11 protein-coding genes are annotated in these 12,372 nt (G+C 69.2%); 4 read left to right on the top strand and 7 right to left on the bottom strand.

Translation table 11 applies throughout. From position 1 onward, the window contains the following. Window positions 1-5: 5 nt before the first annotated feature. Window positions 6-485, top strand: a complete 480-nt coding sequence (locus C4B68_RS12180; protein ID WP_099499986.1) for a PPOX class F420-dependent oxidoreductase — start codon at window positions 6-8, stop codon at window positions 483-485. A 17-nt stretch (window positions 486-502) separates the two neighbouring features. Here the strand turns inward: C4B68_RS12180 and C4B68_RS12175 are convergent, their stop codons facing one another. The 5 genes from C4B68_RS12175 to C4B68_RS12155 all read right to left on the bottom strand — a co-directional run bounded on the left by C4B68_RS12175 (window position 503) and on the right by C4B68_RS12155 (window position 6,632). Further along, window positions 503-1,363 carry a carbohydrate ABC transporter permease gene (locus C4B68_RS12175; RefSeq protein ID WP_099500042.1) on the bottom strand — a complete coding sequence of 287 codons (861 nt, stop codon included), beginning with the start codon at window positions 1,361-1,363 and terminating at the stop codon, window positions 503-505. Window positions 1,364-1,421: 58 nt separating this feature from the next. Further along, on the bottom strand, window positions 1,422-2,228 hold the full coding sequence (locus C4B68_RS12170) for a carbohydrate ABC transporter permease (protein WP_240634314.1): 807 nt from the start codon (window positions 2,226-2,228) through the stop codon (window positions 1,422-1,424). 131 nt (window positions 2,229-2,359) lie between these two features. After that, window positions 2,360-3,721, bottom strand: coding sequence for an extracellular solute-binding protein (locus C4B68_RS12165; protein WP_240634313.1), 1,362 nt, complete (start codon window positions 3,719-3,721; stop codon window positions 2,360-2,362). Window positions 3,722-4,179: 458 nt separating this feature from the next. Next, window positions 4,180-4,878 carry a response regulator gene (locus C4B68_RS12160; protein ID WP_099499988.1) on the bottom strand — a complete coding sequence of 233 codons (699 nt, stop codon included), beginning with the start codon at window positions 4,876-4,878 and terminating at the stop codon, window positions 4,180-4,182. Continuing rightward, a complete protein-coding gene (locus C4B68_RS12155; RefSeq protein WP_099499989.1) occupies window positions 4,875-6,632 on the bottom strand; it encodes an ATP-binding protein in 1,758 nt (585 codons plus the stop codon). The genes C4B68_RS12160 and C4B68_RS12155 overlap by 4 nt, the downstream gene beginning before the upstream one ends. Window positions 6,633-6,932: 300 nt before the next feature. Here C4B68_RS12155 and C4B68_RS12150 point away from each other — a divergent pair, with 300 nt between their 5' ends. Continuing rightward, complete coding sequence (locus C4B68_RS12150; RefSeq protein WP_180289187.1) at window positions 6,933-8,339, top strand: cation:dicarboxylate symporter family transporter; 1,407 nt, start codon at window positions 6,933-6,935, stop codon at window positions 8,337-8,339. 72 nt (window positions 8,340-8,411) lie between these two features. Here the strand turns inward: C4B68_RS12150 and C4B68_RS12145 are convergent, their stop codons facing one another. Further along, window positions 8,412-9,029, bottom strand: a complete 618-nt coding sequence (locus tag C4B68_RS12145) for a TetR/AcrR family transcriptional regulator (protein WP_099499990.1) — start codon at window positions 9,027-9,029, stop codon at window positions 8,412-8,414. A 176-nt stretch (window positions 9,030-9,205) separates the two neighbouring features. Here C4B68_RS12145 and C4B68_RS12140 point away from each other — a divergent pair, with 176 nt between their 5' ends. Further along, window positions 9,206-10,888, top strand: a complete 1,683-nt coding sequence (locus C4B68_RS12140; RefSeq protein ID WP_099499991.1) for an MFS transporter — start codon at window positions 9,206-9,208, stop codon at window positions 10,886-10,888. 26 nt (window positions 10,889-10,914) lie between these two features. Here the strand turns inward: C4B68_RS12140 and C4B68_RS12135 are convergent, their stop codons facing one another. Further along, on the bottom strand, window positions 10,915-11,355 hold the full coding sequence (locus C4B68_RS12135) for a MarR family winged helix-turn-helix transcriptional regulator (RefSeq protein WP_099500045.1): 441 nt from the start codon (window positions 11,353-11,355) through the stop codon (window positions 10,915-10,917). A 292-nt stretch (window positions 11,356-11,647) separates the two neighbouring features. On the opposite strand from C4B68_RS12135, the gene C4B68_RS12130 reads away from it, so the two are divergent. After that, window positions 11,648-12,289 carry a maleylpyruvate isomerase family mycothiol-dependent enzyme gene (locus C4B68_RS12130; RefSeq protein ID WP_099499992.1) on the top strand — a complete coding sequence of 214 codons (642 nt, stop codon included), beginning with the start codon at window positions 11,648-11,650 and terminating at the stop codon, window positions 12,287-12,289. Window positions 12,290-12,372 lie beyond the last annotated feature (83 nt).

Below are 12,372 nucleotides of genomic sequence, written 5' to 3'. Positions count from 1 at the left end.
GGCGCATGTATCAGGTGGACCGTACGGGCAAGCTGGACGAGCACATCCGCGAGCGTCTTCTGGCGCCGAACTTCTGGCACTTGGCCACCGTCGGACCGGACGGGGCGCCCCAAGTCTCCCCGATGTGGGCCGACATCGAGTACGACGACGGCTCCGGCCGCGAGTACGTCATGGTCAACACGTCCATCGGGCGAGTCAAGGAGCAGAACCTGCGGCACAACCCGTACGTCTCGCTCTCCCATCACGATCCCGGGAACCCGTACGACCGCGCGGAGATCCGGGGACGGGTGGCGCGGTTCGTGGAGGGGGAGCAGGCCGGGCAGGCCATGGACCGGCTCACCCGGAAGTACATCGGGGAGGAACGGTATCCGTGGCTCCTGCCGGGCGAGCGGCGCGTGATGCTGCTGATCGAACCGGTGACGGTGCGGCGGGTGGTGGGTGTTGAGCCGTTCCGGCCGGGGGTGTTGCCGGAGGCTTCTTCCTGAGGTGAAGGTGACCGCCTTCAGCCCTTGACGGCCCCGCCCAAAGCAAACCCCCCACCCAGCCGCCGGGCGACCAGCACGTACAGCAAAATCACCGGCGTCGAGTAAATAATCGAGAACGCGGCCAACTGCCCATAAACCACGGTCCCTCGATTCCCGAAGAAGTCATTGATGCTCACCGACGCGGGCATCTGGTCCGGTGTGAGCAGCAGCATGAACGGCACAAAGAAGTTGCCCCACATCATCACGAACGAGAACACCGTCACCACTGCCACGCCCGGCCCCATCAGCGGCAGCACGATCCGCACCAGTGACTGAAGCGGCGAAGCCCCGTCCGTCCAGGCGGCCTCCTCCAGCTCCTTCGGCACCCCGTCCATGAAGTTCTTCATCAGCCAGATGGCGAAAGGGAGTTGAGAGGCCGCGAAGAAGAAGATCGTCCCCTGCATGGTGTCGATCAGATTCACCTGGACGAAGAGCGCGTACACCGGAACCATGATCGCCGTGATCGGCAGACATGTCGCGAACAGGATCGTCAGGAGGAACGGCCGGTTGAGACGCGACCGGAACCGGGACAGCGGATACGCCGCGAGCGCCGCGCACACCACCGTCAGCAGCGTCGCGCCACCGCACAGGATGAGGCTGTTGAGCAACGGCGTGAACGTGATGTCCGGCTTCAGGACCGCGTCGAAGTTGTCCAGCGTCAGGCCGTCCGGCACCTTCACCTGGAGGTTAGCCTGCGGGTCGAGCGCGGACAGGACCACCCAGGCCAGCGGCAGCGCGAACGCGGCCGCGACGAAGAGGAGGCCGGCGTCCGCGGCCAGACGCCGGTTGGTACGGCGGGACTTGGGGGACGCGGAAGGGAACTTGAGGCCAGTGGGGATCGACTTGAGGCCAGTAGGGCGCGACTTGAGGGGCGTACGAGCGCTGTGAAGTGCCACCTCAGACCTCCATCCGCAGCAGCCGCATATACACGAGCGAAAACAGCGAGCCGACCACCAGAAGCAGCAACGCCACCGCCGTTCCGTACCCGATCATGCTCTTCTGGAAGGCCTGTTCGTACATGAAGAGGGGGAGCGTCTGACTCCGGCCGCCGGGACCGCCCCTCGTCATCACCCAGATCAGCCCGAACACCGACAACGTCTGCAGCGTATTGAGCATGAGATTCGTACCGATCGAACGGCGAATCATCGGCAACGTGATGTGCCACATGCGGCGCCAGCCGCCCGCCCCGTCCACCTCAGCCGCCTCCGTGATCTCCTTCGGGATTTCGTTCAGCGCCGCCGAATAGACGAGCATCGAGAACGCGGTACCCCGCCACACATTCGCGAACGACACCGCCAGAATCGGCAGCGTGAACAGCCAGTTCTGAGACGGCAGATGAAGCCAGTCCAGAATGGCGTTCAGCGTCCCCTCCCGCCGGAAGAAGGCGTACAGCAGAAACCCGGCGACGACCTCTGGCAGCACCCACGCCGTGATCACGACTCCGCCCACCAGCGTGCGAACCGGCTTCGAAGCCCGCTGCATCAGCGAAGCCAGCGCCAGCCCCAGCGTGTTCTGGCCGACCAAGGACGACAGCACCGTGAAGACCAGCGTCAGCCAGACCGCGTTCAGGAACGCCTCGTCCCCGAACGCCGTCCGGAAGTTGTCGAACCCGACGAACGACGACTGCGCCTGGCCCGTCAACTGCAGGTCCGTGAAGGCGATATAGGCGCAGTAGCCGATCGGGCCCGCGAGGAAGAGACCCATGAGGACGACGGCGGGCGAGACCGGAAGAGCCCTTACGAGGGAGCGGAGGAGGCTTCCCCGGCGCGGGGCGGCGACCTTCGTACCCACCGACGGGTGGGCCGGGGGCGCGGCCCCGGCCCGCGTGCCGACACTCACTTCGTGATCACTTGGTTGTCGGTCGCCGTCTTCAACTCCTGGTCGTAGCCGCTCGCCGCCTCCTCGACCGAACTGTCACCCGTCGTCACGCCCTCCATGGCCTCCTGGATCGCGGTCGAGACCTTCGGATACGCCGGGTACGCCGGCCGGTAGTGCGTGCTCGCCACCAGATCCGTGAAGAACTTGATGCCGGGCTGCGCCTGCGCGTACGCGGGGTCCTCCGCGACGTCCTTGCGTACCGCGATGCCTGAGTTGGCGATGTACCACTTCTGGGCGTTGGCCTTGGTCTGCATGGTCTTGATGAACTCGAAGGCCAGGTCGGGGTTGGCCGCCTTGGACGGGATCGCCCAGGTCCAGCCGCCGGACATGCTCACCTTGCCGGGGGCCTGCCCGTTCTGGGTGGGCATAGGGGCGAGGCCGAGCTTCTCGGACCACTCGGGCCATTCGTGGCCGGCACCCTTCAGCCAGTCCTGCGGGAGCCAGCTGCCGTCGAGGTCGATGCCGAGCTTGCCCTTGGGCAGCAGCTCACCGCGGACGGTGGTCCCGAAGTTCGGGTCGAGGGCGTCGGAGACATCGGGGCCGAGCTTCTCCTTGTAGACCGTCTCCACGAAGGTGAGGGCGTCCTTGAATTCCCGGCTCCCGGCGATCCACTTCTTGGAGGCCGTGTCGTACAGGGGGTCCGTCTTCCCGTCGCCCGTCCCGTACAGCAGCATCTCGAAGCCCTGCATGGTGGCCGCCTCGCCGGCGGGCTTGCCCGTGTAGACGTTCAGCGGGGTGACGCCCGGGACCTTCTTCTTGATGGTCCGCGCGGCGGCGAGCACGTCGTCCCACGTCTTCGGCTGCCAGTCACCGGGCAGCCCCGCCTTCTCGAATATGCCCTTGTCGAACCAGAGCCCCCGGGTGTCCGTCCCGTCCGGAACGCCGTACGTCTTCCCGTCCTGGCCCTTGGCCGCCGCCTTCGCCGTGTCGATGAACTGGTCCCAGTCCGACCACTTGTCGAGATACGGGTCGAGGGGCTTCAAGTACCCGCTCGTGATGTCCGAGTTGATGAGAAAGGTGTCCTCGTAGACCAGATCGGGGGCCGTCTTGGGCGACCTCAGCATCTGCTGGAGCTTCGTGTAGTACTCGGAGTCCGGGGCCTTGATCGGGACGAGTTCGACCTTCTTTCCCGGGTTGGCCTTCTCGAACTCCTTCTTCATCTCGCCCAGGAAGGTGTCCATCACCCTGATCGAGTTGTCCGTCGACTGCTTGAAGGAGACCTTGAGGGTGTCCGGATCATCCCCGGATCCGGATCCGCATGCGGTGAGCGTTGTCGCGGCGAGCAGCGTTGCGAGGAGCAGTGGAGCGGTGGAGCGCACGGGCACGACCTCCTACTGGCCGACGTCGTCGGTGGCCGAGATTGTCTGCCGGTGAACGTAAGAGGTGTTCGTATGTCAGGTCAATGACCTTGCAGCGGCCAGGGCTTGGGCGGCTTCCTTTGTGGCATCGGCTCGCGTGAAGTCATCTGCGGGCGGTCGACCTCCCCATCGGATGCCTTGCTCGCTACGGAACTTGGCGGGTTCGCATCGCCGGTACGGCACTAGAGTGAAACGGTGCGGTGGCACGCCGGGTGAGTTTGGCGACTTGGGGCCGGTGGGCAGGGGGCGGCCGGGTGGAGGCGGGGTGGGGCTACTGGGTGGACGCGGAATCCGGCCGGGGGAGCCAAGGCCTCCACCCCCAGCTGTCACACCAGCCCCACCGCACCGCACATGGCACCCGTGGCCGAATGATCACCCACGGCGGTTGCCTCGAAGACCCCTCGGCTTGCCACAACGCACTAACGCCCCCGCCCAACCCCCCGCACCCACCGATAAACCAACTCCGGCCTCCCCACCTGCCCGTACTGCGGGCTCCGTTCCGCGCGCCCCGCGTCCACCAGGTGTTCCAGATACCGCCGGGCGGTGATCCGCGAGATGCCCACGCCCTCTGCGGCCTCCGCGGCCGTGAGCCCCTCCGCGGTCTCCCGCAGTGCCCGGGTCACCCGCTCCAGGGTCGGGGCGCTCAGGCCCTTGGGCAGGGCGGCCGGGCCCGGGGCGCGGAGGGTGGCCAGGGCGCGGTCCACCTCGTCCTGGCCGCTGGCCTCGCCCGCCGCCGCGTGGAACTCGGCGTACCGGATGAGCCGGTCCCTCAACGTCGCGAAGGTGAACGGCTTCAGGACGTACTGGACGACCCCGAGCGAGACCCCTTCCCGTACGACCGCCAGATCCCGCGCGGACGTCACCGCTATCACGTCCGCGTGGTAGCCGGCAGCGCGCAGGGAGCGGGCGAGCTGCAGTCCGTGCACGTCCGGCAGGTGCAGGTCGAGCAGCAGCAGGTCCACGGGCGTACGGTCCAGCGCGCGGCGCGCCTCGGCGCCCGTATGGGCCTTGCCGACCGCCGTGAAGCCGGGCACCCGGCCGACGTACATGACGTGCGCGTCGGCGGCGACCGGGTCGTCCTCGACGACGAGTACGCGGATGGGCTCGCGGTCGGTCATACGTCGCCTCCAGGCACGGCGGGGTGGGCCGGCTCGGCGTCCCTGCGCGAGGGGGACTCCGCGGGGTCGTGATCGGCGTCCCCGCCGGCTGCCGTGGCCGAGGACACCGTAGGCAACGGCAGCCGCACCTCGAACTCCGCCCCGCCGGAGGCCGCTTCCCGTACCGTCAGGGTGCCGCCGTGACGGCTCACGGTCTGCCGTACGAGGGCCAGGCCGAGGCCCCGGCCGCCGGGTCCCGCCGGTTTGGTGGACCAGCCGCGCTGGAAGACGCGCTCGGCGTGGGCCGGGTCCACCCCGGCGCCGGTGTCGGCGACGCGCAGCACGAGGACGGGCGCCTCCCTCCGTACGTCCTCGTCTCTCGGTACGTCCTCGTCCGTCCGTACGCCCTCGTCCGTATACGCCGTCACCGTCACCCGCGCCCCGACCGTGCCGACCGCCGCGTCCACCGCGTTGTCGATCAGGTTGCCCAGGACGGTGACCAGGTCGCGGGCGGAGACGGAAGCCGGAAGCAGGCCATCGTCGATGGCGCTGTCGTCGGACACCACCAGCTCCACGCCCCGCTCGTTCGCCTGCGCCGTCTTGCCGAGGAGCAGCGCGGCGAGGACCGGCTCGCTGACCGCCGCGATCACCTGGTCGGTGAGCGCCTGGGCCAGTTCCAGTTCCGCCGTGGCGAAGTCGACGGCCTCCTCGGCGCGGCCCAGCTCGATGAGGGAGACCACGGTGTGCAGCCGGTTCGCGGCCTCGTGCGCCTGCGAGCGCAGCGCCTGGGTGAAGCCGCGCTCCGAGTCCAACTCGCCCATCAGAGCCTGGAGTTGGGTCACGTCGCGCAACGTCACCACCGTGCCGCGGTGTTCGCCGCCCGAGACCGGGGACGTGTTCACGACCAGGACGCGTGACGCCGTCAGGTGCACCTCGTCCACCCTCGGCTCCGCCGACACCAGCGCGCCCGTCAGCGGCGCGGGCAGCCCGAGTTCGGCGACGGAACGGCCGACCACGTCGTCCGTCACGTCCAGCAGCTCCCGCCCGCCGTCGTTGATCAGCGCCACCCGGAACTGCCCGTCGAGCATCAGCAGCCCCTCGCGTACGGCGTGCAGAGCGGCCTGGTGGTAGTCGTGCATCCGGCTGAGCTCGGTCGCGTTCATGCCGTGGGTGGAGCGGCGCAGCCGGGCGTTGATGACGTACGTGCCGATGCCGCCGATGACCAGGGCGCCGCCCGCCACCCCGATGAGGGTCGTGACCTGCTCCTGGGCGCGCTTGGTGATCGCCTCGACCTTGATGCCGGAGCTGACCAGGCCGACGATCTCGCCGTTGTCCCGGATCGGGGCGACGGCGCGTACGGACGGGCCGAGGGTGCCCGTGTACGTCTCCGTGAAGGGCCTGCCGTTCTGGGCGGGACCGATGTGGCCGATGAAGTGCTTGCCGATCTGGGTCTTGTCGGGGTGGGTCCAGCGGATGCCCCGCGGGTTCATGATCGTCACAAAGTCCACGTCGGTGTCGCGCTCCACCTGGAGGGCGTACGGCTGAAGGGTCTTCGTGGGGTCGGCGGTGCGGATCGCCTGCCGCACCGAGGGCGCGTCCGCGATCGTACGGGCGACCGACATCGCCTGGCGGCCCGCCGCCTGCTCGGCCTGGCTGCGGTCGCCGGCGTAGGAGAACAGCGCGTACCCGGCGACGAGCACCGCGATCAGCACGGCCTGCATGGCGAACAGGTGGCCGGCCAGGCTGCGGGGTCGCGGGACGCGGGGGAAGCGCATGTCGTCAGTCTGCCTCTCCTGATCAGGCTCCTTCTGATCAGCTCTTTCAGGCCAGTGTGCTTGTAAGTGTGAACTAAATGAACGGAAGGGTGACCGCCCTCACAGGCCGGGAGATAGTCACCCCATCCCCCGGGAGCGCCCAAGGCTCCCGGATCTCCCCGGGCGTGAGCCGCACACCTGGGTCCACCGGACGTGAGCCGCACGCCGGGTGCCGCCGGACGTGCGTCACACGCCTGGTTCCACCGGGTGCGTGCCGCACGCCTGGGCCACCGGACGTGAGCCGCACGCCGGATGATGCCGATGACGTCGTCAAGGAGGGCAGCCGTGGCCAGCACACCCGACATGGCACCTGCCGCGCCCGCAGTGAAGCGGGACCGCACGCACTATCTGTACATCGCCGTGATCGGGGCGGTGATCCTCGGCATCGCCGTGGGCCTGATCGCCCCCGACTTCGCGGTCGAGCTCAAGCCGATCGGCACGGGGTTCGTCAACCTGATCAAGATGATGATCTCGCCGATCATCTTCTGCACGATCGTCCTGGGCATCGGCTCGGTGCGGAAGGCAGCCAAGGTCGGAGCCGTCGGCGGTATCGCGCTCGGCTACTTCCTGGTCATGTCGCTGGTCGCGCTCGCCATCGGTCTGGTCGTCGGCAACGTCCTGGACCCGGGCAGCGGCCTGGCCGTGACCGACGCGGTCAAGGAGGCCGGACAGGGGCAGGTCGCGGCGGAGGCGCTGCCGCCGGTCGAGTTCGTGCTCTCGATCATCCCGACCACGATGGTCTCCGCCTTCACCGAGGGCGAGGTCCTGCAGACCCTGCTCGTCGCCCTCCTCGCCGGCTTCGCGCTCCAGGCCATGGGATCGGCGGGGCAGCCCATCCTCCGTGGCATCGATCACATCCAGCGGCTCGTCTTCCGCATCCTCGCCATGGTGATGTGGGCGGCCCCGATCGGTGCCTTCGGCGCCATCGCCGCGGTCACCGGTTCGGCCGGTCTGGACGCGCTCAAGAGCCTCGCCGTTCTGATGCTGGGTTTCTACATCACCTGCTTCCTGTTCGTCTTCATCGTGCTCGGCGCGCTGCTGCGCGCGGTCACGGGCCTGAACATCTTCACGTTCTTCAAGTACCTGGGCCGTGAGTTCCTGCTGATCCTGTCGACCTCGTCCTCCGAGTCCGCCCTGCCGCGGCTCATCGCGAAGATGGAGCACCTGGGCGTCGGCAAGCCGGTCGTCGGCATCACCGTCCCGACCGGCTACTCCTTCAACCTCGACGGCACCATGATCTACATGACCATGGCCTCGCTCTACATCGCCGACGCGATGGGCACGCCGATGTCGATCGGGGAGCAGATCCCGCTGCTGCTCTTCCTCCTCATCGCGTCGAAGGGCGCGGCGGGCGTCAGCGGGGCGGGTCTCGCCACCCTGGCCGGTGGTCTGCAGTCGCACAAGCCCGCCCTGGTGGACGGCGTCGGCCTCATCGTCGGCATCGACCGCTTCATGAGCGAGGCGCGCGCCCTGACGAACTTCGCGGGCAACGCCGTGGCGACGGTCCTGATCGGTACGTGGACGAAGGAGATCGACAAGGACCGGGTCGCGCAGGTACTCGCGGGTCAGCTGCCGTTCGACGAGAAGACCCTGCTGGACGACCACCAGGACGGCGTCCCCGCGGAGGTGCCGGAACAGGGCGGCGAGAAGGAGCTGGCGAAGGCCTAGACCTGGGGCCTGTCCGGCATGATCCGCCGGACAGGCCCCAGCCTCGCCGCCCGGTCACTCGGGCTTTCTCCCTCAATCGCTCAGCTTCGCCACCAGTTCGGTGGCACGAGAGGCGGGTACGCCCGCCGCGGTCAGCATGGTGACCGCGGCGGAGCGGCCCGCCTCTTCCGCTGCCAGCAGGCCGTCGTTCACCGCCTCCATCAGGGCGAACAGCATCTGCTCGTGTACGTACGCCAGTGCCGGCGCCGGCAGCGGGGACTCGAACACGCCCTGGTCCAGACCGCGTTGGAGCAGCTCCACGCAGGCCTCGCGCACGGGAGTGAGCCGTTCACGGATGCCCTGGACCGTGACGCTGCGCTGGGCGAGCCCGACCAGCAGCCGGTAGCGGTCGGCGATCTCCCATACGGACAGCACCGAGCGGACGACGGACTCGGCCGGGTCCTCGACGCCTTCGCGGCCCTCCGCGTGCGCCGCCGCCACCGTCGCCACCGCCTCGTCGACCAGAACGCTGATCAGGGCGTCACGGTTCTGGAAGTGCCCGTACACCGTGCGCCGTACGACGCCCGCGGCCCGCGCGATCTGGTCCATCGACGCGTCGGGGTCGCGCAGCAGCTCGGCGAGCGCGACGTCGAGTATGCGGCGGCGGTTCACATCCGCGCGGCTGGGGTTACCCGTGGTCATGGCTGCCATTGTGCACGCCCTTCGCCGACGGCCGGGGCGCGACCGCATGGCGCACCGGGCGCCCGAGTGTCCTCACCGCCACCATCTCCTTCATTTGCACAGCGCTGTGCAACCACGTACATTGCACATGGTTGTGCAATTGCACGCCGCTGTGCAAATCGAGCGAGGAGAGGGCGACCGTACCCATGCGTCTCGTCATGAACGAACCGGTCGAGAGGATGGACCGGCCCTACGCCCGGCGCTGGTGGGCGCTGCTGGTGCTGTGCCTGAGCCTGCTGATCATCGTGATGGCGAACACCGCCCTCACGGTCGCGGCCCCCGACATGACCCAGGACCTGGGCCTGTCCAGCGCCGACCTGCAATGGGTCATCGACGGCTACACCGTCCCGTACGCCGCGCTCATGCTGCTGCTCGGCGCGGTCGGCGACACATACAGCCGCCGTGGCGCGCTCGTGCTCGGGCTCGTCGTCTTCGGCGGCGGTGCGGTCGCGGGCTCGCTCGTCGACAGTTCCACGGGGGTGATCGCGGCCCGCGCGGTGATGGGCGTCGGCGCCGCCCTGATCATGCCCGCGACGCTCTCCCTGCTCGCCGCGACCTTTCCGCGCGCGGAGCGGGCGAAGGCGATCACCCTGTGGACCGCCACCGCCGGACTCGCGATCGCGGCGGGGCCGCTGGTCGCGGGCGCGCTCCTGGAGCACCACGGCTGGTCGTCCACATTCCTGATCAACGTGCCGATCGCCTTCGTGGCCGTCATCGGTGCCTTCGTCCTCGTGCCGCCGTCCAGGGCCGCGCACCACCACCGCATCGATTACGTGGGCGGCCTGCTGTCCGTCGCCTGGATCGGTTCGCTGGTCTACATGATCATCGAGGGCCCGCACTTCGGCTGGGGCGTGAAGGCGGTGACCGCCGCGGTCGTCGCGGGCGTCGGTCTCGCGCTCTTCGTGGTCTGGGAGCTGCGCCACCCGCGCCCGGTCGTCGACGTACGCCGCTTCGCGAACCGCCGCTTCGCCGGCTCGAACCTCGCCGTCGCGCTCTTCTTTCTGGCCGTCTTCGGTGCCTTCTACTACCTCACCCAGCACCTGCAGTTCGTCCTCGGATACGACGCGCTGGACACCGGGGTGCGCATGCTGCCGATCGCCGGGGCGGTCTTCGCCGGCTCGGCGCTCACCGGCTACCTCACCCCGCGCATCGGCATGAAGATCACGGTCACCGCGGGGATGGCCGGCGGCACGGCCGCGCTGGCGCTCCTGACCCAGGTGGACCATTCGTCCTCGTACGGCGACTTCGTCCTGCCCCTCGTCATCCTGGGCCTCGCGATCGGGCTCGCGCTGTCGCCCTGCACGGACGCGATCATGGGCGCGTTCCCCGAGCCCGAACTGGGCGTCGGCGGCGCGGTGAACGACACCTCGATCGAACTCGGCGGCTCGCTCGGCATCGCGATCCTCGGCTCGGTGCTCGCGAGTTCGTACTCCTCCCACCTCGCGGACGCGACAGCGGGCAGCAAGCTCCCCGCCGGCGCCCTCTCCACGGCCCAGGACTCGGTCGGCGCCGGATATGCCGTCGCCCAGGGCATCGGCGACAAGGCCCGGCGGCTCGGCGAGCAGGCCGCGCAGGCGGGGAGCGGCGAGCAGGCGGCCCAGCTGAAGGCCCAGGCCGGCCAATTAGCCCACGGTGCCGGGCAGATGGCGGACGCGGTCGGTTCGTCCTTCGCCGACGCGGTGGCGCACACGAGCCTCATCGGCGCGGTGATCCTGGGCGTCGGCACGGTGCTGGTGGCTGTGCTGCTGCCGTGGAAGGAGCGTACGTCCTCGGGGGCCGCCGAGGCGCCGGTGGAGGAACCGGCGGAACTCCAGTCGTCCCACGCGTAGCGCCCGACCCGGGCCCTGCCCCTGGCCTACGCGTACGGATCCGTAATCTCCCGCAACATCGTCAGCGCCTGCCGCATCTGCGTCATCCGCCGCTTGCCGAGGTGGGCTTCCCACTCCCTCTCGACCTCGGCGACCACCGCGGCGGCGACGGGCTGTGCCGCCAGCGCCCGTTCGGCGAGGCACACCAGCCGGGCCCGCTTGTCCGTCGGGTCCGGCACGCGTCGTACATAGCCCGCCTTCTCCAGCTGGTCGACCAGGAAGCCCGCGGTCTGCTTGGTGACCTGGGCCTGTTCGGCGAGGTCGGTCAGGCGCGTGCCGTACGGGCCGATGCGCTGCAGGACCCGGGCCTGGGCGGGCGTGAAGTCGTCGAAGCCCGCTGCGGCGAGCGCGGCGAAGACACGGTTCTCCAGGGCCCGGTACGGGATGAACAGGAGCAGCCCCGTGTTGAGCTCGCTCTCCGCCACCATGGTCGCCACCTCTTGAGCCATTCCTTTGACGGTCAGTCCTGACGGCAGTCCTTGACGGCAGTCCTTGACGGCAGTCCCTGACGGTCAGTCCCTGACGGTCAGTCCCTGACGGTCAGTCCCTGACGGTCAGTCCCTGACGGTCAGTCCCTGACGGTCAGTCCCTGACGGTCAGTCCCTGACGGTCAGTCCCTGACGGTCAGTCCCCGACGGTCAGTCCTTGACGGTCAGTCCTTGACAGTAGTCAGAGTCTCTGACTACTTTTGTCAGGGAAGCTTACCACTTTGAGTAGGTGGTGATCCCTGTGAGCGGTGTTGTGCTGGGCGTGGACGAGCGCTGGCAGATCATCGACCGTGAGCGCGCCGGTCTCGCCGAACTCCTGGCGAGTCTCGGCCCCGACGAGTGGGAGCTGCCGACGCAGTGCGGCGACTGGCGCGTCCGGGACGTCGCCGCGCATCTGACGATCGCCCCGCGCATCACCTACGGGACCGCCGTACGGGAATTCGTCCGCGCCCGCGGCAACCTGGACGGGATGATCCACGACACCGCCGTCCGCGCGGCCGAGCGCCCCGTCGCGGAGATCGTGTCGAACCTCCGCTCGGTCATCGGCTCCCGCCGCCTCGCCCCGGGCACCACCCGCCGCGAACCCCTCCTGGACATCCTCGTCCACGGCCAGGACATCGCCCTCGCGCTCGGCCGGGAGCGCACCATGCCCGCCGAGGCGGCCCGCGACGCCGCCGACCGGGTGTGGACCATGCGCTTCCCGCCCCGGCCCTGGCCGCTCCCGCGCCATCGGCTCGTCGCCACGGACGTGGAGTGGACGCGGGGTGAGGGGGAGGAGATCAGCGGCCCGATTTTCGCGCTGCTGCTCCTGCTGACGGGACGTACGGCGGCGGCGCTTCCCCGGCTCAACGGAGCCCTGGCCAGGGACGAGTAGGCGTCAGTGCCCGCTTCGGCGGGCCCAGCGGCGCCTGGGGGAGGCGCCACGGGGGAGCGAGGCGGCGGGCCCGGTCAACGGGC

This window comes from Streptomyces dengpaensis (assembly GCF_002946835.1).
Classification (GTDB): domain Bacteria; phylum Actinomycetota; class Actinomycetes; order Streptomycetales; family Streptomycetaceae; genus Streptomyces; species Streptomyces dengpaensis.
Note: the sequence above shows the minus strand (reverse complement) of the source record. Positions and strands in the feature narration are given on the sequence as shown.

Coding starts and splice junctions, on each gene's coding strand:
- C4B68_RS12180 (WP_099499986.1), top strand. CDS start 6: ATGTATCAGGTGGACCGTACGGGCAAGCTGGACGAGCACATCCGCGAG.
- C4B68_RS12170 (WP_240634314.1), bottom strand. CDS start 2,228: ATGGGTCTCTTCCTCGCGGGCCCGATCGGCTACTGCGCCTATATCGCC.
- C4B68_RS12160 (WP_099499988.1), bottom strand. CDS start 4,878: ATGACCGACCGCGAGCCCATCCGCGTACTCGTCGTCGAGGACGACCCG.
- C4B68_RS12155 (WP_099499989.1), bottom strand. CDS start 6,632: ATGCGCTTCCCCCGCGTCCCGCGACCCCGCAGCCTGGCCGGCCACCTG.
- C4B68_RS12150 (WP_180289187.1), top strand. CDS start 6,933: ATGACGTCGTCAAGGAGGGCAGCCGTGGCCAGCACACCCGACATGGCA.
- C4B68_RS12145 (WP_099499990.1), bottom strand. CDS start 9,029: ATGGCAGCCATGACCACGGGTAACCCCAGCCGCGCGGATGTGAACCGC.
- C4B68_RS12140 (WP_099499991.1), top strand. CDS start 9,206: ATGCGTCTCGTCATGAACGAACCGGTCGAGAGGATGGACCGGCCCTAC.
- C4B68_RS12135 (WP_099500045.1), bottom strand. CDS start 11,355: ATGGTGGCGGAGAGCGAGCTCAACACGGGGCTGCTCCTGTTCATCCCG.